General features: G+C 71.7%; 16 protein-coding genes, 7 tRNA genes and 1 pseudogene. 13 read left to right on the top strand and 11 right to left on the bottom strand.

Going from position 1 to position 18879, the window contains the following annotated elements:
- Positions 1-186: 186 nt before the first annotated feature.
- The 5 genes from HUT18_RS03290 to HUT18_RS03270 form a co-directional block, all read right to left on the bottom strand.
- Positions 187-258 (bottom strand) — tRNA-Val (locus HUT18_RS03290).
- Between the two features lie 30 nt (positions 259-288).
- Positions 289-360, bottom strand: a tRNA-Val gene (locus HUT18_RS03285).
- Between the two features lie 30 nt (positions 361-390).
- Positions 391-462: transfer RNA gene (locus tag HUT18_RS03280), tRNA-Val, on the bottom strand.
- A 1-nt stretch (position 463) separates the two neighbouring features.
- Positions 464-537 (bottom strand) — tRNA-Cys (locus HUT18_RS03275).
- 37 nt (positions 538-574) lie between these two features.
- Positions 575-647, bottom strand: a tRNA-Gly gene (locus HUT18_RS03270).
- 144 nt (positions 648-791) lie between these two features.
- On the opposite strand from HUT18_RS03270, the gene HUT18_RS03265 reads away from it, so the two are divergent.
- The 3 genes and pseudogenes from HUT18_RS03265 to HUT18_RS03255 form a co-directional block, all read left to right on the top strand.
- Positions 792-1835 (top strand): chorismate-binding protein, encoded by a 1044-nt coding sequence (locus HUT18_RS03265; RefSeq protein ID WP_176097644.1) that lies wholly within the window; start codon positions 792-794, stop codon positions 1833-1835.
- The gene (locus HUT18_RS03260) at positions 1832-2653 is read left to right on the top strand and encodes an aminotransferase class IV (RefSeq protein ID WP_176097642.1); all 822 of its coding nucleotides are present in this window, start codon (positions 1832-1834) and stop codon (positions 2651-2653) included. Before HUT18_RS03265 ends, HUT18_RS03260 begins: the two co-directional genes overlap by 4 nt.
- Positions 2654-2725: 72 nt before the next feature.
- Positions 2726-3037: pseudogene (locus HUT18_RS03255) on the top strand (GNAT family N-acetyltransferase); the annotation flags it as partial.
- 134 nt (positions 3038-3171) lie between these two features.
- Here HUT18_RS03255 and HUT18_RS03250 read toward each other — a convergent pair.
- Positions 3172-3696 carry a DsbA family protein gene (locus tag HUT18_RS03250; RefSeq protein ID WP_176097638.1) on the bottom strand — a complete coding sequence of 175 codons (525 nt, stop codon included), beginning with the start codon at positions 3694-3696 and terminating at the stop codon, positions 3172-3174.
- Between the two features lie 170 nt (positions 3697-3866).
- On the opposite strand from HUT18_RS03250, the gene HUT18_RS03245 reads away from it, so the two are divergent.
- A complete protein-coding gene (locus HUT18_RS03245) occupies positions 3867-4295 on the top strand; it encodes a hypothetical protein (RefSeq protein WP_176104259.1) in 429 nt (142 codons plus the stop codon).
- 318 nt (positions 4296-4613) lie between these two features.
- Complete coding sequence (locus tag HUT18_RS03240) at positions 4614-5012, top strand: hypothetical protein (RefSeq protein ID WP_176096565.1); 399 nt, start codon at positions 4614-4616, stop codon at positions 5010-5012.
- Positions 5013-5079: 67 nt separating this feature from the next.
- Here HUT18_RS03240 and HUT18_RS03235 read toward each other — a convergent pair whose 3' ends face one another.
- Positions 5080-5637 carry a CGNR zinc finger domain-containing protein gene (locus tag HUT18_RS03235; protein WP_176097636.1) on the bottom strand — a complete coding sequence of 186 codons (558 nt, stop codon included), beginning with the start codon at positions 5635-5637 and terminating at the stop codon, positions 5080-5082.
- Positions 5638-5836: 199 nt separating this feature from the next.
- Complete coding sequence (locus tag HUT18_RS03230) at positions 5837-6250, bottom strand: SsgA family sporulation/cell division regulator (protein ID WP_003959770.1); 414 nt, start codon at positions 6248-6250, stop codon at positions 5837-5839.
- A 190-nt stretch (positions 6251-6440) separates the two neighbouring features.
- Here HUT18_RS03230 and HUT18_RS03225 point away from each other — a divergent pair, with 190 nt between their 5' ends.
- Positions 6441-6875 (top strand): TIGR02611 family protein, encoded by a 435-nt coding sequence (locus tag HUT18_RS03225; protein ID WP_176097634.1) that lies wholly within the window; start codon positions 6441-6443, stop codon positions 6873-6875.
- A gap of 87 nt (positions 6876-6962) precedes the next feature.
- Positions 6963-7034 (top strand) — tRNA-Val (locus HUT18_RS03220).
- 335 nt (positions 7035-7369) lie between these two features.
- Here the strand turns inward: HUT18_RS03220 and HUT18_RS03215 are convergent.
- The gene (locus HUT18_RS03215) at positions 7370-10339 is read right to left on the bottom strand and encodes an SCO7613 C-terminal domain-containing membrane protein (RefSeq protein WP_176097633.1); all 2970 of its coding nucleotides are present in this window, start codon (positions 10337-10339) and stop codon (positions 7370-7372) included.
- Positions 10340-10588: 249 nt separating this feature from the next.
- On the opposite strand from HUT18_RS03215, the gene HUT18_RS03210 reads away from it, so the two are divergent.
- Both HUT18_RS03210 and HUT18_RS03205 read left to right on the top strand, forming a co-directional pair.
- Positions 10589-11062, top strand: a complete 474-nt coding sequence (locus HUT18_RS03210) for an SRPBCC family protein (protein ID WP_176097631.1) — start codon at positions 10589-10591, stop codon at positions 11060-11062.
- Positions 11063-11303: 241 nt separating this feature from the next.
- Positions 11304-11375: transfer RNA gene (locus HUT18_RS03205), tRNA-Val, on the top strand.
- 70 nt (positions 11376-11445) lie between these two features.
- On the opposite strand, the gene HUT18_RS03200 is transcribed toward HUT18_RS03205, so the two are convergent.
- Positions 11446-12171 carry a 3'-5' exonuclease gene (locus HUT18_RS03200; protein WP_176097629.1) on the bottom strand — a complete coding sequence of 242 codons (726 nt, stop codon included), beginning with the start codon at positions 12169-12171 and terminating at the stop codon, positions 11446-11448.
- 169 nt (positions 12172-12340) lie between these two features.
- Between HUT18_RS03200 and HUT18_RS03195 the strand changes: the two genes are divergently transcribed.
- The 4 genes from HUT18_RS03195 (at position 12341) to HUT18_RS03180 (ending at position 16981) form a co-directional block, all read left to right on the top strand.
- Entirely contained in the window at positions 12341-12985 is a 645-nt protein-coding gene (locus HUT18_RS03195; RefSeq protein ID WP_176097628.1) for a DUF4365 domain-containing protein, read from the top strand.
- Positions 12982-14217 carry a hypothetical protein gene (locus HUT18_RS03190; protein WP_176097626.1) on the top strand — a complete coding sequence of 412 codons (1236 nt, stop codon included), beginning with the start codon at positions 12982-12984 and terminating at the stop codon, positions 14215-14217. Before HUT18_RS03195 ends, HUT18_RS03190 begins: the two co-directional genes overlap by 4 nt.
- A gap of 144 nt (positions 14218-14361) precedes the next feature.
- The gene (thrS, locus tag HUT18_RS03185) at positions 14362-16338 is read left to right on the top strand and encodes a threonine--tRNA ligase (RefSeq protein WP_176097624.1); all 1977 of its coding nucleotides are present in this window, start codon (positions 14362-14364) and stop codon (positions 16336-16338) included.
- Positions 16339-16420: 82 nt separating this feature from the next.
- Positions 16421-16981 carry an HIT domain-containing protein gene (locus tag HUT18_RS03180; protein WP_176097623.1) on the top strand — a complete coding sequence of 187 codons (561 nt, stop codon included), beginning with the start codon at positions 16421-16423 and terminating at the stop codon, positions 16979-16981.
- 38 nt (positions 16982-17019) lie between these two features.
- On the opposite strand, the gene HUT18_RS03175 is transcribed toward HUT18_RS03180, so the two are convergent.
- Positions 17020-18672: a hypothetical protein gene (locus tag HUT18_RS03175; protein ID WP_176097621.1), complete on the bottom strand. Its 1653-nt coding sequence runs from the start codon at positions 18670-18672 to the stop codon at positions 17020-17022.
- Positions 18673-18879: the final 207 nt, after the last annotated feature.

Raw genomic sequence — 18879 nt, 5'->3', positions numbered from 1 at the left:
CCTTCCGAGGAAGGGGCCGTTCCCCCTACGGGGCCCCAAGTCCCGTACGGGGAACGGCAGAAGCCCCGGACCGCATCGAGCGGTCCGGGGCTTTGCGGTACGTGGGGCCGGGCGCGGGGGAGGGGCGGGAACGACGAAGGCGACCCGGGGGCCGCGGTGTTCGCGGGCCGGATCGCCTCGTCAGCGTGGACGATACTGGGATTGAACCAGTGACCTCTTCCGTGTCAGGGAAGCGCTCTCCCGCTGAGCTAATCGTCCTCGGGATCACGGCCTTGCGGCCGTTTCACGTGCGCGATACTGGGATTGAACCAGTGACCTCTTCCGTGTCAGGGAAGCGCTCTCCCGCTGAGCTAATCGCGCGGGCTGAACCTCTGCTGCCAGTGGTTCGAGTGGACGATACTGGGATTGAACCAGTGACCTCTTCCGTGTCAGGGAAGCGCTCTCCCGCTGAGCTAATCGTCCTTGGAGGTGGAGACGGGATTTGAACCCGTGTAGACGGCTTTGCAGGCCGTTGCCTCGCCTCTCGGCCACTCCACCAGGCGTCGCAGGGGTTCCGTTGGGATCCCCCACTTCGAGCGGACGACGAGATTCGAACTCGCGACCCTCACCTTGGCAAGGTGATGCTCTACCAACTGAGCCACGTCCGCCTGTCGTTTCGTTCCGCTCCCGCGGCCCGGCGACGAAGTGAACTCTAGCGGATTCCCCGGCCAGTACAAAAACGCGTTTACGCAGCGTGCTGCGCTGTGACCGCTCCAGGGCACCCGGAGGTCACCCGGCCTAGACTCGCCACTGTGCACCAATTGCCCCCGATCGCCCGATTCGGGACCCGTCTCGCGTACGGACTCCTCGATGTCACCGACGACCCCGCGGCCCTGGACTCGTCGGGCTTCTGGGCCGTGTGCCAGGACTTCGAGCAAGGGCTGGTCTGCGCCCGCTTCGCCGAGGTGAGCCGGGTCACCACCCCGCCCGCACTGTCCGGTTCGTGGACCGGCCCCGCGACCGGCGACTGGCGGTCCACGCTCGGACACGAGGCGTACACGGCGGGGGTGCGGCGGATCCGTGCCTACGTGGCGGCGGGCGAGGTGTACCAGGTCAACCTCTGCCGGGTGCTGTCCGCCCCGCTCGCCGCCGACGCCGACATCGACGCACTCGCCGCGCTCCTCGCCCGCGGCAACCCGGCCCCGTACGCCGGAGTGCTACGGCTGCCCGGCCACGGCGTCGAGGTGGCCAGTGCCTCTCCGGAACTCTTCCTGCGCCGCACCGGCCCCGTCGTCGAGTCCGGACCGATCAAGGGCACCGGGCGCACCGAGGCGGATCTGCTGCCCAAGGACCGCGCCGAGAACGTGATGATCGTCGACCTGGTCCGCAACGACCTCGGCCGTGTCTGCGCCACCGGCTCGGTGACCGTCCCCGAACTCTGCGCCGTGGAACGGCATCCGGGCCTGGTCCACCTCGTCTCCACCGTCCGCGGTTTGTTGCCCGCGGGCGTGGGCTGGCCGCAGTTGCTCGCGGCGCTTTCGCCGCCGGGCTCGGTCAGCGGGGCCCCGAAGTCCAGCGCGCTGCGCATCATCGGCGAGCTGGAGCCGGGCCCGCGCGGGCCGTACTGCGGGGCCGTCGGCTGGGTGGACGCGGACCGCCGCCGCGCGGAGCTGGCCGTCGGCATCCGGACGTTCTGGGCCGACCGCGACGCCGGTGAACTGCGGTTCGGCACCGGCGCCGGGATCACCTGGGGATCCGATCCGGAACGAGAATGGCGCGAGACCGAACTCAAGGCCGCCCGGCTGCTCGCGGTAGCGTCGGGGGCAAGCGAGCCGAGTGGAGGATCAGCGGCGTGAAGATCTGGCTGGACGGCGCACTGCGGGACCAGGAGTCCGCGCGCATCTCCGTGCGCGACCACGGACTCACCGTGGGCGACGGCGTGTTCGAGAGCGTCAAGACCCTCGCGGGCCGCCCCTTCGCCCTCACCCGGCACCTGGACCGCCTCGCCCGCTCCGCCGCCGGGCTCGGCCTGCCCGCACCCGACCCGGACGAGGTACGGCGCGCGGTGGCCGCCGTAACCGCCGCCGACCCGGCGCCGCTCGGCTTCCTCCGCATCACCTACACCGGCGGTGTCTCACCGTTCGGTTCGCAGCGCGGTGACGAGCCGCCGACCCTCGTGGTCGCGCACGCCGAAGTCACCCGCAGGCCCGACACCACGGCCGTGATCACCGTCCCCTGGACCCGCAACGAACACGGCGCCACGGCCGGTCTGAAGACCACCTCGTACGCCGAGAACGTGATCGCCCTGGCCCGCGCACGCGAACAGGGCGCCTCCGAGGCGCTGTTCGCGAACACCGCCGGGCAGCTGTGCGAGGGCACCGGCTCGAACGTCTTCGTCGTCCTGGACGGCGAACTCCTCACCCCGCCGCTCGACTCCGGCTGCCTCGCCGGAATCACCAGGGCGCTCACCGTCCAGTGGACCGGCGCCCGCGAGAGGGCGCTCCCCCTCGACGTACTGGAACGGGCCGAGGAGATCTTCCTGACCTCCACCCTGCGCGACGTCCAGGCCGTGGCCCGCGTCGACGGGCGCCAACTGCCGGGCGCCCCGGGCCCGGTGACCACCAAGGCGATGCGCGTCTTCGCCGAACGCGCCGCGGCGGACCTCGACCCCTGAGCGTGCCCGAACACCGGCGCCCGGGCGTCCGCGTACGGTGCGCCGGGCCCGCCGCGGGGTAGGACACGCGGCATGACGACCACACTGCGCCCCACCGAGCCGCTCCAGCGGGCCGCGGACGGCTCGCTGTCCCGCCGCTATCAGGTGTGTGTCAACGGCCGCCCGGTCGGCCGCGTCCACCTCGCCACCGATCCGGTACGGGGACCGGGCGTCGCACGCCTGCGGGAGCTGTGGATCGACGAGGCCGACCGCCACCGCGGCCGCGGAGCGGTGGCCGCCCTCGCCGCCGAAGAGGCCGCCCGCGCCTGGGGCTGCGGCACCCTGACGGCGAGTGTCCCCGAAACGTCCGTACCCGCCCTGCGCCTGATGGCCGCGCTCGGATACACACCGGTGGCCCGGGAGGCCGCCCAGGGGACATGCGGGGAGGCCGGCGCGGAGGGGGACTCGGTCACCCTGGAGAAGCGACTGCTCTAGCGGGACTCGGTGCGAGGCGCATCCGTACGGAATCGGGTGCGGCTTCAGCCGTGCTCGGCGAACAGCCGGTCCGCGATCTCCTCGATGCGCTCGCGCAGGCCTTCCTGGCTCTTGCCGCCGTCGAGCCGCTCGCCGCCGATCACATACGTCGGTGTGCCGGTGACACCGATCGCCTTGCCCTCGGCGTGGTCGGCGTCGACCATCAGGATGTGCCGCCCGTCGATCAGGGCGGTGTCGAACTCCTCGGCGTCCAGGCCGAGTTCGCGCGCCACCTCGACGAGCAGCGGCTCTCCCTTGCCGTCCAGCTCGGCCACCCGCTCGAGGACGGCCTCCACGTACGGCCAGGTCCTGCCCTGCATCGCCGCCTCCTCGGCGGCCTGCGCGGCGGCGAAGGCGTGCTTGTGCTTCTCCAGCGGGAAGTGGCGCAGCCTGATCTCCAGCCGGTCGCCGTAGCGTTCGCGCAGGGCCCGTACGTCGTCGAGGGCGGTCCGGCAGTCCGGGCACTGCAACTCGCACCAGACGTCGAGTACCGAAAGCTGGGCGGAGCCGGTGGCGGGGGAGTCACTCATGCCGCCAGTCTCCCAGCCCCGCGGCCCCGCGCCCAACTCGGACCTGCGGAGGATGCGGCACCCCGAGATGACCCTGAAGTCGTAGGGGCCCGTGGCCCCCGGTGGGACAACGGGTGCAGGATGGGAGGAGAGCCGTGACCGGCACGGCCCTGCCCGCCCGGGAGGCCAGCATGCTTGCCGAGACCGTGTGTTCCGCCGTGGCCGTGGCGGGCCTGGGCATCGCAGGGGTCACCGCCTACCGCAAGCGTTTCCTCGCGGCGGCCCGCCTCGTCGCGTACTCCCTCGTCCCGCTCGGTCTGGTGATGACCGGAGCCGTCGAATGGGCCGTGGACACCGCGTTCAGCCCAACCGCCTGGGCGGGCTTCGGCGTGCTCGGCGGCGCCTGGCTGCTGTTCACCGCGACCAAGGCCCTGGAGCGCCGCGGCGAACGCCGCGCGGCCGAGGCCGCCGGACCCGGCCCCGACGCGGTGGCACCGCAGGCCCCGCGCTCGCTGGGCCGGTCCGGCAAGGCGTCCGGACGCGGCGGCTCGGCTTCCCCCAAGGGCGGCTCCGAGGACTTCAGCGACATCGAGGAGATCCTGAAGAAGCACGGGATCTGACGCGAACCCACGGGATCCGACGGCCCGAAACGGGATCCGACGCGGCAGCTCCCACGCCGAGCACACCGGGCGCTGGTCCGGTCCCGGGCGGGCGGACCGTGCCCGTCTCCTCCCGGCCTCGACCGCTACGGAAAGTCAGTACGTACGGTCCGGGGAGCGGTCGTCGACGAGGCCGTACCGGCACGACCACGGGCGCCTCTCCGCGATCAGGAACGGCCCCGGGCTGTCCCAACCGTGTCACAAGATCCGGCGAACTCCGTTTGTTTACGGGCGTGTTCGATCAGAGCACGGTCGGAGCTGCGCAATGATCATCGCGAGATGCTCGACACTTCGCACACCGATGCCTTCCCGCAGGCCAAGACGCTTCCGCAGGCCGAAGAGCTCCCTCCGCCCCTGCGCGGCGAGGTGGCATTCCCCGAGCAGGTGGCCCGAGTCCCGGCCACCGCGACACCCGGACCGGCGGACCGCCCGGCGCTTCCCGTGCCGCCCGCTCCCGCCGAGGGGCACCCGGCCGGAAACAGGGCGGCTCCCAGCCCTCCGGCGCCCCGCAGACCGGACACAGAACGTGACGAAAGGCCGGACCGGTCCCGGCCCGCACCCGACGAGGAACCCCGAGGCTGTCTCTACGCCCTCTCGCAGCCGCCTCTGATGATCTTCCTGTCGGTGATCGGTGTCCTGCTGCTCTCGGCCTCGCTGCACGACCTGTTCCTGCTCTGAGCGCGGGACTGCCGGGCGTCACCTTGTGTGACGGGCCGACCCCGGTGGGAGCCGTCGTCGCCGGGTCTCACCCGGCGGCTTCCCGCCTCCGTGCGCGGTAGGCGGCGACGTGCAGGCGGTTGCCGCAGGTGCGGCTGTCGCAGTAGCGGCGGGAACGGTTGCGGGAGAGGTCCACGAAGGCGTGGCGGCAGTCCGGGGCGTCGCAGCGGCGCAGCCGGTCCTGCTCCCCGGCCACCACGAAGAAGGCCAGGGCCATGCCGCAGTCCGCGGCGAGGTGGTCGGCCACGGAGGCACCCGGCGCGAAGTAGTGCACATGCCAGTCGTAGCCGTCGTGGTCGGTGAGCTGTGGGGTGGTTCCGGCCGCCGCGACCAGCTCGTTGACGATCTTGGCGGCGCTCCGGGCCTCCTCGGCCGCGAAGACCTCGGCGAACTTGGCGCGCACCTCGCGGACCGAGTCGAGGTCCGCCGCCGTCAGGCTCCCCACCCCGCTCACATCGTGCTCACGTACGAAAGTGCGCAGGTCGTCGACCGTGCCGAGGCCGTCGGGCTGGTCGTCCTCCGGCGCGGTGTTCACCAGGTCGACCACCGTGAGCAAAGCACAACGGGTGTCATGGGTGATCAGCACGGGTCGCTCCCTGGCCTGGGTCGGTCGGATGCCCGCAGATGCTAGCCGCTCGTGCGCGCGCCGTCCGGCCTGGCCAAGAACGCGAACCGGCGCCGCACCGCGGAGAACCGCGGCGACGGCGCCGGCCTGTCGCTGGCTGTCGTGGTCCGCGCCGTCTCCCCGAGTGGACGGCGGCGGGTTGCTCCCGGGACTCCCGGCCTCAGCTCTCGGCCAGGATGTGCGAGAGCTCCGTATCGAGATCGAAGTGCCGGTGTTCGGTGCCGGGGGGCACCGCGGCGTCGGTTCGCTTCAGGAACGACTCCAGGGCCCGCGCCGGGGCCTCGAGCAGAGCCTCGCCCTCCGGAGAGCTCAGGGCGATGCAGACGACGCCCTGACCGTGGCTACGGGACGGCCAGACACGGACGTCGCCGGTGCCGGTGGGCCGGTGCAGGCCCTCGGCGAGGAGATCGCGGGCGAATACCCACTCGACGGTCTCCTCGGCTCCGGTGTGGAAGGTGGCGTGCACGGCATACGGATCGGCCGTGTCATACCGCAGTCCTGCGGGAACAGGCAGTGAGGACTCGCTCGACACAACGAGGCGCAGGTGCAGCTCGCAGCTGACCGTGGTGTTCATAAGCGCCATGGCCTTTCGCTCAGTGTGCGCTCGGGGATTCGCACGTCGGCGAAATCGACATGCCACCTACGGTGCCGTTGTAAACCCCTCTGAGCGTTTTGAGTGGCTTTAGGTACCTCGTATGGCGGAGCGATTCTTCAGACCCTGGGACCATTCCGGTGACATGTTTCTGTCGGGTAGGTTTAGTGTCATGAATACGGGGAGTGACGGAACGGCGGAAGGTGTGGTGTTGGTCGACGAGGAGCCGGGGGGTAAACCACTCGGTTCGCGTGCGCCGGAGTTCATCAAGTCGCGTCGGCTGCTGCATCTGAGCTGGCAGGTCGGCGTGTTCGTGGTGGGACTCGCGGTGGTCGTCGTGGGGATCATCCTGCTCCCGCTGCCGGGTCCCGGCTGGGTGATCATCTTCGGCGGCATGGCGATCTGGGCGACCGAGTTCGTATGGGCTCAGCTGGTGCTGCGCTGGACCAAGCGCAAGGTCACCGAGGCGACCAAGCGGGCCCTGGACCCCAAGGTCCGGCGGCGGAACATGATCCTGACGGCGATCACGCTGGTGCTCATCGGTGCGCTGGCCGGGGTGTACCTGTGGCGCTTCGGCATGGAGATGCCCTGGAACATAAAGGAGTGAGCGGCCGCGCGCGGCGGCCCGGCTCCGCGGAGCCGACAGGGGTGGTCGGGAGCACCGCTGACATGCGGTAATGTTCTCCGTGCGCCCGGGCGATTAGCTCAGTGGGAGAGCGCTTCGTTCACACCGAAGAGGTCACTGGTTCGAACCCAGTATCGCCCACCCTTCCTTGTGGCCCGGAGGCCAAGTGCCTCCGGGCCACAAGCATGTGCGGACGCGGAACGGATTCCCCTTCCGCCGCCTTCGCGGGCGCGCGTTCCTCGGGGGCCTTTGTGCCTCACCGCTGACGGTTGCTCAGTTTTCGGCGCGGTCGCCGGTGGCGCCGAGGAGAAATGCGAATCTTCGTATTCCGATTCGCTCCGGGGCGGACAGGATTTCTCCTCGGCCGGTGCCGCGTACCTCCAGACAATTTCCGGCCATCGGTGCGAAATTCTTTCGGTCGGCCCGAACTCCGCCGTGCCGTGGCCAATTCGTGCGGCACACGGCGCGGAGCCCCGTCAGCGCATTCTGGCCAGTGCGCCGCGCAGCCGTCGTGCGTCCCGCAGCCTGCGCTCGTAGGTGGCCCCCACGGCGAGCAGCAGCAGCCCGGTCAGCGCGGGCGGCACCCAGCGCGGCAGCGCGTCCGTGAACTGGACGAGGTACGGCGCGAGTTCGTGCAGCGCGTCGAGGACTAGGACGACTCCGCCCAGGACGAGTGGGGCGAGCAGCCGCGCACGGGCCCCGGCCAGGGTGAGCGCGAGTGCCGCCAGGCCGAGCAGCAGGGGCCGGACCCATCCCGCGTCCGCCCAGGCCGCGGCCAGGCTCGGCAGCAGCGTCGCCGCGAGTCCGGGGCCGTACGCCGTCCACGAGGAGGCCTCCGGGCGGCGCCGCCGGTGCAGCAGACCGACGGCGAGGGCGGGCACGGTGACGGGCAGGGTGTACGCCTCCGGCGTCGTGACGTCCCAAGTGGCCAGGCGTACCCACAGGGCGAGGACGAACAGGACCGTCGCCAGGTATCCGGCCTTCCTGCGGTCCTCGCGCAGTGCGGCGGCGGTGGCGAGCACGCCGCACAGGCCCAGCACCGGCGAGAGCATCGCGGGCTCGGTCGCGGCGAGGCCCAGGGACACCGACGCGGCGCAGACACCGGCGACTTCGGCGGCAAGCCGGGCCGCCGACCGGCCCGGCAGCGGGGCCGCCGCCTTGCCCGGTGCGGTGGCCGATGCGCCCGCCGCTGCCGCCTCGCCCGCGAGCAGCGACGAGAGCAGTACGGCGACGGCGGGGACGAGCAGAACGAGCAGCGCGGTGTGCTCGGGGCGCCAGTTCGCGGCGTACCCGGAGGCGACCAGGAATGCCGTGGCCGAGGCGAGTGCGCAGGACACGGCGAGCGGGCGCAGAAGGGCGGGCCGGTGGGCGGGAGTCGAGGCGGTCGCGTACAGGCCCGAGGTCGAGCCGGTGGCGTGTGAGCCCGGTGAGGAGTCGGCCGCCTGCGGGTCCGACGCCGAGGTGGCCGTGTCCGGGGCCGGTATCGAGAGGGCCGCGTACAGGGCCGGGGTCGAGGCGGACGCGTAGAGCGCCGTCAGCGCGGCGAGTGTCGCGAGGGTCCACGGCTTGTCCGCCAGCGAGAGGAAGGCGGCACTCAGGGACGAGAGCACGGCGCAGGCGAGCGAGGTCGCGGCCAGCGGGAACGGGCGCACACGGGCCGAGGCGAGCAGCAGTCCCACGGTAAGGGCGAGTTGGCTCAAGAGGACGACGGCGTAAGGGAGTTGGGCTCCCTCGGGGAGGCAGTACAGGGCCAGCCAGAGGCAGCCGAGCGCGGCGGGTCCGGCCGCTGCGCGGAGCGGGCGCGGAGCCCCTTCCGCCAGGCGGTCCACAAGGAGCGCGAAGAGGCCGAGCAGTGCGAGCACCACGAGGGCGGGCAGGGCACCCGGCTCCTCGGGCCCCCGGTCCGGCGCTGCCGCCCCCTCGCCCTGCCAGACCTCACCGGCCAGGCGCAGCGGCGACGCGAGCCCGTACAGCCCGGCGGGCAGCGCCCATACGGCGGCCAGTGCCATCACGGCCGCGGTTCCGGCGAGGAAGCCCTGCCGCAGAACCGCGAGCGAGGCGTGGACCGGAGCTGAGGCCGGCGGAGTTGGAGCAGCGGGTGCCGGGGCGGGCGCAGTCGGGACCGGTGGGCCAGTGGGTGCAGGGGCGGGCGGAGTCGGGGCCGATGGGCCAGCGGGTGCCGGGGCGGGCGGAGTTGGGCCCGGTGGGGCAGTGGATGCCGGGGTGGGTTCGGTGGTCCCGGGCGCGGCGGTGTACGTGAGTCCGGCTCCGGCGGCGATGAGCAGGGCGCAGAGCAAGTAGCCGGGCATGGCCCAGTCCTGGGGGAGCAGGGTGCGCAGGATGCCGCCCGCCGCTGCCGTGGTGAGGAGGGCCGCGATGGCGGAGAGGGGGATCGGCAGGCCCAGTGGGGCGGAGTGCCTGGCCGCGGCCAGGGCGAGGGCGGCTGCCGCGCCGAGGAGGACGGCGGCGCCGATGGCCTGGCCCGGTCCGGTGGCGTCCGCGGAGAGTTGTGCGGCCAGCGAGACCGTGCCCAGGAAGGCGGCGGTCGCGGAGATGCCCGCGGCCAGGCGTACGGAGCGGATCCCTGCGAACAGGGTCAGCGCCAGGTCGGCCGCGGCCGTGAGCAGGAGCAGCCAGGCCCAGGCCCACGGGCCCGCGGACGCGTGGAGCGCCCACAGGGGGAGGGGGAGCTGGGCGAGGACCACCGCGGCGGGGAGGGGGTGGCGCAGGGCGCCGAGGGTGCGGCCGTAGGCGGCCCAGATGCCGCTCAGCAGGGTGAGGGAGACGGCCGCGTAGGGGGTTCCCGCCACGTCCGGGAAGACGGTGCGGTGCAGCGCGTAGGTGTCGAGCAGGGTGAGGGCGAGGCCGAGCGCGGCCAGTGCTTCGGCCGTCGAGCGGAGACGGCGGCGGAGGAGCAGTGCGGGCGTGCCCAGCGCCGCGAGCGTGACCAGGCCGAGTACCGCGGCGCGCGGGCCGAGCCCCATGTGCCCCCAACTGACGAGGGTGAAGGCCAGGGCCGCGACGGTGAGCAGCAGTCCGCCGAACAACAGCAGCAGGTTCTGGATCCTGGGCCCGGACGCCTCCGGCCCGGCGCCGGAGCGTCGGGCCGCCGGGTGTACGGGGTGTCGGGGCGCCCAACCACCGGGCGTGGAAGGCCAGTTGGCGGCAGGGTTCTGCGGCGGACCGAACAGGGGGCGCCCGGCACCGGGTGCCGCGCTCCAGCCGCTGCCGGGCGGCCGCGGCCCATGTTGTGCCGGGTAGGGCGGCAGGGCTGCGGCCGGGCCCGGTCCGGGGGCGCCGAACTGGCGTGCCAGGCCCTGCGGTCCGGCGAGCAGGGAGAGCAGCCAGGCTCTGCGGGCCAGCAACTGGCCCCGGCGCGCGTCGAGTTGACGCAGCTCCTGGTCCAGGAGGCGTAGCTCCTGCTCCGGTGTCGGGGTTTCGGTCATGGCGTGATTCTGGGGTGGTCGGCCTGCCCGGGGCATGGGTGCGGATACTCATCTCGTACTCATGCCCGGGCTCAAGCGGGGCTTTTGGGGCGCCGACGACCCGTGCTCGCCGATGCCCGCCGAGGTCGCCGGACGACCCGTGCCCGCCGACGCCCGGTCACGCCGTCCACGAGCCGCGACCGCCGACACCTGCCCGATTTGCCCGCGTCTCGCGGGGCTCGGAGCGCCCCGGATGGGCAGACTCTCCGCATGGCCTTCACCCACTACCGCTTCCGCAGTGTGTGGACCCTGCCCGTGCCCCCCGGCGCCGTGTACGAGGTCCTCGAACGCGGGGAGGACTATCCCCGCTGGTGGAAGCAGGTGCGCGAAGTGATTCCGCTCGACGAGCACAGCGGGCGGGCGCGCTTCCGATCGGTGCTTCCGGTGGATCTGGTGATCACCGCCTGGGAGACGCGGCGCGATCCGGACGCCGGGATCCTGGAGATCGGGATGGCGGGCGATCTGGAGGGCTGGGCGCGCTGGACGGTGCGCGGCGGGCCCGGTGGCCGGGGGACGCGCGCCGTGTACGAGCAGGAGGTCGAGGTACGCCACGCCCTGATGCGGGCGTTCGCGTTGCCGGGGCGTCCGTTCTTCCTGGTCAACCACGCGCTGATGATGCGCTCTGGTCGCCGTGGGCTCCTCGTGCATCTGGCGCGTCTGGACGCGGACGGCTCGCGGGACTGAGCGCCGCGCGAGCCCGCAGGTCGACGGCCGAAGCCCGGACGCCGAAGACCTCGTGGCCCCGGACACCGCACACCCTGTGGCCCCGGACATCGAAGGCCCCGTGGATCCGGATGCCGCAGACCTCCGTAGCCCCTGATGCCCGAGGAACCCCTACCGCCTGACGGCACATCCGCCCAACCCCCGGGCGGTGAATTCGGTTTGTGGCCGGGGCGTCGGCACCTGTATGGTTCAGTGCGTTCCCGGGCGATTAGCTCAGTGGGAGAGCGCTTCGTTCACACCGAAGAGGTCACTGGTTCGAACCCAGTATCGCCCACCCGGAAATGGCCGGTTCGTCGTACGACGAACCGGCTTTTTGCTTGCCGTGGGCCGGGTTCCGTCCCGGCTCAGGCCGCCTCCCGGAACTCGGTACGCAGCGGCCAGGCCGGGTCCACCGCCTCCTGGGAACCCTGGCGTGAGAACCACTCCTGGAGACCGCGGGCCTGCGCGGCGTGCCACAGGGCCTGCAGGGCGTGCAGTTGGGCGGGGGAGAGGTGGCCGAGCCGTCCGGTGTGACGGCGGCCGATGGCGCGTACGACATCAAGGGCGGCGAGGGCGTCGGCGGCCGCCTCGTGGGCGTCGGTGAGGCTGACGCCGTAGTGCAGGCAGAGGTCGGTGAGGGTGCGGCGGCCCTTGCGGTAGCGGTCCAGGTGTTTGTCCAGGACGCGGGGGTCGAGCACGGCGGGCGGACAGTTCTCCAAGCGGCGGCCGAGGGACGACGCGCGGTGGCGGCGCAACTCCCGGTCCAGCAGCGTCAGATCGAAAGGCGCGTTCATCACTACGAGCGGAATTCCCGCGGGGCCCAACTCCCCCAGGGCGCGGGCTATTTCCTCCATCACCATGGCGGGCGGGCGTCCTTCCCGCGCGAGCAGCTCGTCGTCGAGCCCGTGCACCGCCCGCGCCGCGGGCGGCACCGGGATACCCGGGTTGACCAGCCAGCGCCGCGCCCGGACCGGGCCGCCGGGCCCGTCCTGCACGACGACGGCCGCCGACACGATCCGCTCGCATTCCACGTCCACGCCCGTCGTCTCCGTGTCGAAGGCGGCCAGCGGTCCCTCGAACCAGCACGTCATACGGACACAACTCCCTGTTCACTTTGCGCAGTTGATGGGCTTTCAGCAGCCTTGACAGGTGATACCCGGGCTGTTTGCGCGGTACGCCGGAAGGAGACAACACAGGTACCGGTTGCGCCAATTCGGCCACTGGTTCGGGGATTCACCATTTGTGGAAGGCATGTTGAACATGGCGCTTGCGCAGCCCGAAAGAGGTGGGCTGACCCCCGCAAGCGAGCGGCTCGCCCGGAACGACCCCCTGGCACCGCCTCGCGGCTCGCTGGCCACCACCGCCTGCATGGAGACCCTTCAGGTGGGATATCTGCACGCCGTCGCGGCGGCTGCCGGATGTTCCCTCTCCCAGCCCTTTCCCGACAACGGCATCGACTGGCACGTGAGCCACAGCGCTCCCGGGCACACCGTGGACGACGAGGTCACCATCAAGGTGCAGCTCAAGTGCACGTATCAGATCGCCCCCAAGCCCGTCCGACGCCCGTCACCATCCGCGAACGACGGGTCTGCGGCCCGGGGCCGTTCACTTGGGCCCGCGTTCTCCTTCACCCTCGACAACGAGCACCTCACGAAGCTGGCGCGGACACCCGTGTCGGTGCACAAGATCCTGGTCGTGATGCTGGTGCCGCGCTCCCAGGACGACTGGATACGCGCCGGTCACGACCGGCTCGACCTGCGCCACTGCTGCTACTGGGCCAACCTGGCCGGGCACCCGGTCACCGGCCGGCGCAGGACCAATGTGCGCATCTCCACCGCACGCATCTTCGACGACCGGGCGCTGTGCGAGATCATGACCCGGGTCGGGACGGGAGGCAGACCGTGACCCACCGCCCCCTCGCCGGGCGTCCGGCGCCGGAGCCCGCCGCGGGCCGTCCGCACCCCGACGACCCCGCCGGGCTGTGGCACCGGCCGCCCGAGCCGGAGCAGGTCGACCCCGCCGTACTCGGCGAGTTGCTGCTGCGGCACGGCTGGCAGCGGCGCGGCGGGGCGCCCGGACGGTACGCGCGCTGGACGCCGCCGGAGCCCGCGGGCGCCGGCACCAGCCTGCTCGTGCCGCAGAGCCGGGCCTTCCCGGACAGCGCCGACCTGCTCCAGGAGGCGGTCCAGGCGCTGGCCCGCAGCATCACGCCGTCGGCCCGCGAGGTGCTTGTCGGTCTGAGCGTGCCCAGCGACGAGGTGCGCTGGTGGCGCGACGCACCGGCCGGGCCCGCCGGGTCCGCCGCCTGGGCCGTGGAGGAGCAACTGCGCGCCGCCGCACGGCAGATGCTCCTGGCCGGGGCCCAGGCCGCCCGCGCCCGTGCCGGGTACCACGGCGCCCGGCACCGCCGCGAGGCCGCCGCGGCGCTGCAGAGCGTCCTGGTCACCGCCCCGCCGGGCGGCCGCGGTCTCACCGCCTTCGTCCCCGTCGACACCGGCCGGTCGCTCTCGGTACGGCTGCACCAGGCCCTGTTCGCGGTGCGCGAGGCCGTCGACTACCGCCGCGCCACCGGTGGCATGGACGCCTTCGACGGGGCCGTCGAGGCGGGCGTCAGCCACGAGCTCACCGAATCACTGGTCGCCCTGGTGCGCGGCACCGAGGGCGCCCGGATCGCGGTGCAGTGGGCGCCCGCCGCCGGAGTCCCCGAGGGCTGCACCAGCCCGGTCGACCCGGTGGAGTTCTCGCCGGGCGACCTGCCCGCGCTGCGTGAGGCCGGTGCCCGCTATCTGCGCCAGGAGCCGTCGGTGCCGGTGCGCCTGACCGGCAGTGTCGTACGGCTGCGCAGGGCCGGGCCGCGCGGCGAGGGAACCGTACGGCTGCGCGTCATCGCGGGCGCCGAGGTGCCGCACGTACGGCTGACGCTGGACGAGGACGCGTACCGCACGGCCGGGCACGCGCATCTGGTGGGGCTGCCGATCCGGGTCACCGGGCGGCTGGAGAGCCGGGGCGGGTTCCGGCGGCTGACCGGGGCCTCGCGGGTAGAGCCCGTGCAGGTGGACGAGGCGGAGCGGGACCGGCTGATGAAATCGCTCCAGGACAATCTGGAGTTCTTCGAGGACGCCTGCGGCGGGGACTGAGCGCCCCGCGCGGGCGGGACGCCGGAGCGCGGAGTGAGGGGTGCGTGCTTACTGCTTCGCGGAGGGTGTGCCGGGCTCGGTACGATTCCCTACGCGCGTGACACGAACCTCGCCCGCGCGACCACCTTCAGTCAGGAGAGACCGGTGTCAGACGTCCGTGTGATCATCCAACGCGATTCCGAGCGGGAAGAGCGCGTGGTGACGACGGGCACTACGGCCGCCGACCTGTTCGCGGGCGAGCGGACCGTGATCGCCGCCCGGGTCGCGGGCGAGCTGAAGGACCTCGCGTACGAGATCGCCGACGGTGAGCAGGTCGAGCCCGTCGAGATCTCCTCCGAGGACGGTCTGAACATCCTGCGCCACTCCACCGCGCACGTCATGGCGCAGGCCGTGCAGGAGCTCTTCCCGGAGGCCAAGCTCGGTATCGGCCCGCCGGTCAGGGACGGTTTCTACTACGACTTCGACGTCGAGAAGCCGTTCACGCCCGAGGATCTCAAGGCCATCGAGAAGAAGATGCAGGAGATCCAGAAGCGCGGGCAGCGCTTCTCGCGGCGCGCGGTCAGCGACGAGGACGCCCGCGCCGAGCTGGCGGACGAGCCGTACAAGCTGGAGCTCATCGGCATCAAGGGTTCGGCCGGCGCCGAGGACGGCGCGAACGTCGAGGTGGGCGGCGGCGAGCTGACCATCTACGACAACCTCGACGCCAAGACCGGCGAGCTGTGCTGGAAGGACCTGTGCCGCGGCCCGCACCTGCCGACCACCCGCAACATCCCGGCCTTCAAGCTGATGCGCAACGCCGCCGCCTACTGGCGCGGCAGCGAGAAGAACCCGATGCTCCAGCGCATCTACGGCACCGCCTGGCCCTCCAAGGACGAGCTGAAGGCCCACCTCGACTTCCTCGCCGAGGCCGAGAAGCGCGACCACCGCAAGCTGGGCAACGAGCTGGACCTGTTCTCCATCCCGGAGCAGATCGGCTCCGGCCTCGCCGTGTTCCACCCCAGGGGCGGCATCGTCCGCCGGGTCATGGAGGACTACTCGCGCCGCCGCCACGAAGAGGCCGGATACGAGTTCGTCTACACCCCGCACGCCACCAAGGGGAAGCTCTTCGAGACCTCGGGCCACCTGGACTGGTACGCCGACGGCATGTACCCGCCCATGCAGCTCGACGAGGGCGTGGACTACTACCTCAAGCCCATGAACTGCCCGATGCACAACCTGATCTTCGACGCGCGCGGCCGCTCGTACCGTGAACTGCCGCTGCGTCTCTTCGAGTTCGGGACGGTGTACCGGTACGAGAAGTCGGGTGTGGTGCACGGTCTGACCCGGGCCCGCGGCTTCACGCAGGACGACGCGCACATCTACTGCACCAAGGAGCAGATGGCCGACGAGCTCGACTCGACGCTCACCTTCGTGCTCGACCTGCTGCGCGACTACGGCCTGACCGACTTCTACCTGGAGCTGTCCACCAAGGACCCGGAGAAGTTCGTCGGCTCGGACGAGATCTGGGAGGAGGCGACCGCGACGCTGCAGCAGGTGGCCGAGAAGCAGGGGCTGCCGCTGGTGCCCGACCCGGGCGGCGCCGCCTTCTACGGGCCGAAGATCTCCGTGCAGTGCAAGGACGCCATCGGCCGCACCTGGCAGATGTCGACCGTGCAGCTCGACTTCAACCTGCCCGAGCGCTTCAACCTGGAGTACACCGGTCCCGACGGGACCAAGCAGCGCCCGGTGATGATCCACCGCGCCCTGTTCGGCTCCATCGAGCGGTTCTTCGCGGTGCTCCTGGAGCACTACGCGGGCGCGTTCCCGGCCTGGCTGGCGCCGGTGCAGGCGGTCGGCATCCCGGTGGGCGACGCACATGTCGAGTACCTGCAGAAGTTCGCGGCCGACGCCAAGAAGCAGGGCCTGCGGGTCGAGGTGGACGCCTCCTCGGACCGGATGCAGAAGAAGATCCGCAACCACCAGAAGCTGAAGGTCCCGTTTATGATCATCGTCGGTGACGACGACATGGCCGCGGGCACCGTCTCCTTCCGCTACCGCGACGGTTCGCAGGAGAACGGCATCGAGCGCGAGGCGGCCCTCGCGAAGCTGGCCGACGTGGTGGAACGCCGCGTCCAGGTGTGAGGTGACCCCCGCGTGAGCGGGGCTTCGAGGGGCGGTCCGGAGGCGGGCCGCCCCTCGATCACGTGGGGCGCGGGGGCCCCATATGCTGGCTTCCATGACGACTGAGCCGGAGCAGCAGTTCGGGGTCGGGGCGCCCGACGCGTTTCAGCGCCTGTGGACGCCCCACCGGATGGCGTACATCCAGGGGGAGAACAAGCCCAGCGGACCGGGTGCGGGGGACGGCTGTCCCTTCTGCCTGATCCCGTCGAAATCCGACGAGGACGGTCTGATCATCGCCCGCGGTACGTACGTCTACGCCGTGCTCAACCTGTACCCGTACACCGGCGGTCACACCATGATCGTTCCGTACCGGCACATCGCGGACTACACGGAACTGGACGAGGCCGAGACCGCCGAGCTCGCGGCCTTCACCAAGCAGGCGATGACGGCGCTGCGCACGGCATCCGGCGCGCACGGCTTCAACATCGGCATGAACCAGGGCTCGGTCGCGGGCGCGGGGATCGCCGCCCATCTGCATCAGCACATCGTGCCCCGCTGGGGCGGCGACACCAACTTCATGCCGGTGGTCGGACACACCAAGGTGCTGCCCCAACTCCTCGCGGACACCCGCAAGTTGATCGAAGGGGCCTGGCCGGTCGGCTGATCTCGCGGGGCCGCTCGGGCGGCCCCGTCGCGCCCCCGTCAGGCGTCGTAGAGATCCGCCTTCTTGGGCGAGGCGTCCTGGACCGAGCCGCTCAGGACCATGGAGCGGTTGCCGAAGCGGGTGGTGTCGACGCCGTTCTCGTCGAGCACCTTGAGCGCGGCCGCGTGCACCACGCGCAGTACCGGGGCCGCGGCGCGCAGCGCGTCGTCGGCCATGAAGCGGTGGCGCCAGGGCTGGTCGGCCCAGGCGTGCCGCAGGCCGAAGGGCTCCGGCAGGACCAGCTTGCCGCCGAGGTGGTCGAGCAGCGGCGGATACCAGGTGAAGGGCGCGCGCACGGCGAGCCGGACCACCTCGTCGGTCCCGACCAGCGGCAGCTTCTTCTCCGTCGTCTCCCAGAACCGCACGGGCTTGGCGACCGTCTTGGTCTTGGGCGACGGCTTGGTGGTGAACAGCGAGTGCACCGGGCCGAGCGCGTGGCCGGTGACCTCGATGCGCAGCGTCTCGTGCAGCACGGTCACCGTGATCAGCATGGTGATGACCAACTGGCCGTCCCAGAGCGTGAACTGGACGCCCAGGTAGTGCCGGTCGCCGCTGCCGAACTGCTGCTCGTTGCAGATCCGCTGGATCTCGTGCGGCTTGATCACGAAGGCGTCCACGTCGTCCCCGGACGGCCGCGCGACGCTGCCCGCGTTCTCGCCGACCGGGGTGACGATCCAGTGCTTGATCGACGGCTTCGGGAAGCCGCCGGTGTGCAGCGGGCCGCGCTCCAGCATGCGGAGCTGGTCGTGGATCGAGCGGATGACGTCCCAGCTGCGGAAGGGGTGGATCTCCTTGGCCGGGTCCTTGGCCACCAGGTCCTCGGCCAGGTGCCAGCTGCCCCAGCGGGTGCCCATGCCGAGGATGCCCTTGGGGCCCGCGTAGAAGACGGAGTTGGAGTGCTGCTCGGCGGTCAGCTTGGCCAGGCCCTGGCGCAGCCGCTCGGCGGCGGTCTCGTTCGGGTTGGTGGGCACCGCCTCGGGGATCTTGGCGCCGAGCCCGCCGCCGGACAGCAGGCTGTCCCAGCGGGCGAACAGGTCCTGTGCGGTGCGCTCGCAGATCCGCTTGGCCCAGTGCCAGCCGACGACCGGGGCGAGCACGGCGGCCCGCGCGTACCAGGCCCAGAAGCCGCTGAAGGGCGTCTTGAGCAGGAAGAGCAGGGCGAAGAAGCCCGCCACCACCAGCACTCCGGTGGCCAGCGAGGAGGCGCGCTTGTTCTCCGTGCGGTCGACCAGGCGCCGGAGCTGGAACACCAGCAGCCACAGAATCAGCCCGGGCAGGAAGACGAGGCCGCACAGCGCCATGACCGCGGTGAGCCAGGCGTCGCGCTGCTTACGGATGCCGTTGGCGGCCAGGCAGTGTTCCACCACGGTCTGCGGGTCTATGCCGAAGGACTGGATGAGCGGCTTGCGGGCACCGCCGAGCATGCGCAGCTGCACCGCCCTGCCGAACGCCTCACCGAGGTTCGGCTTGAACAGGGACCTGCTGCCGCCGGTCACCTTGGACTGGTGCCACTCGTTGTCCGCCTTGAGGATCTCCTCCACCGGGACGTCCCGGTAGGCCGCCGAGGCGAGGGCCTGGGTGGCCGCGGTCTGCCCGGCCGCGCCGGAGAGCGGAACCTGTGCTCCCGGCGAGAAATCGAATCCTTCCGACACTGCCCGCCCCCATCGCCGCCGCACTCACTGCTGCGGTCTTCCCGACTTCCTTGCCCCGCACACCTGTTGAGCGGGGACCGGAACAGGTCCCGGCCCTGATCAGGTCGTCAGCCTATCGGTCCGGGGCGCGTCCGTCAGCCGGGAACGGAGCGCGGGGCGCCGGTTGTGCGGTGGTGAAGTCCCGGCGTGCGTACGGGAGTTGAGGGC

The organism is Streptomyces sp. NA04227 (assembly GCF_013364195.1).
GTDB lineage: Bacteria > Actinomycetota > Actinomycetes > Streptomycetales > Streptomycetaceae > Streptomyces.
Note: the sequence above shows the minus strand (reverse complement) of the source record. Positions and strands in the feature narration are given on the sequence as shown.

Bases quoted from the DNA above. Each gene is read 5' to 3' on its own strand.
- HUT18_RS03210 (WP_176097631.1), top strand. From the start codon at position 10,589: ATGGCCTTCACCCACTACCGCTTCCGCAGTGTGTGGACCCTGCCCGTG.
- HUT18_RS03245 (WP_176104259.1), top strand. From the start codon at position 3,867: ATGCTTGCCGAGACCGTGTGTTCCGCCGTGGCCGTGGCGGGCCTGGGC.
- HUT18_RS03200 (WP_176097629.1), bottom strand. From the start codon at position 12,171: ATGACGTGCTGGTTCGAGGGACCGCTGGCCGCCTTCGACACGGAGACG.
- HUT18_RS03250 (WP_176097638.1), bottom strand. From the start codon at position 3,696: ATGAGTGACTCCCCCGCCACCGGCTCCGCCCAGCTTTCGGTACTCGAC.
- HUT18_RS03215 (WP_176097633.1), bottom strand. From the start codon at position 10,339: ATGACCGAAACCCCGACACCGGAGCAGGAGCTACGCCTCCTGGACCAG.
- HUT18_RS03240 (WP_176096565.1), top strand. From the start codon at position 4,614: ATGCTCGACACTTCGCACACCGATGCCTTCCCGCAGGCCAAGACGCTT.
- HUT18_RS03195 (WP_176097628.1), top strand. From the start codon at position 12,341: ATGGCGCTTGCGCAGCCCGAAAGAGGTGGGCTGACCCCCGCAAGCGAG.
- HUT18_RS03230 (WP_003959770.1), bottom strand. From the start codon at position 6,250: ATGAACACCACGGTCAGCTGCGAGCTGCACCTGCGCCTCGTTGTGTCG.
- HUT18_RS03225 (WP_176097634.1), top strand. From the start codon at position 6,441: ATGAATACGGGGAGTGACGGAACGGCGGAAGGTGTGGTGTTGGTCGAC.
- HUT18_RS03180 (WP_176097623.1), top strand. From the start codon at position 16,421: ATGCTGGCTTCCATGACGACTGAGCCGGAGCAGCAGTTCGGGGTCGGG.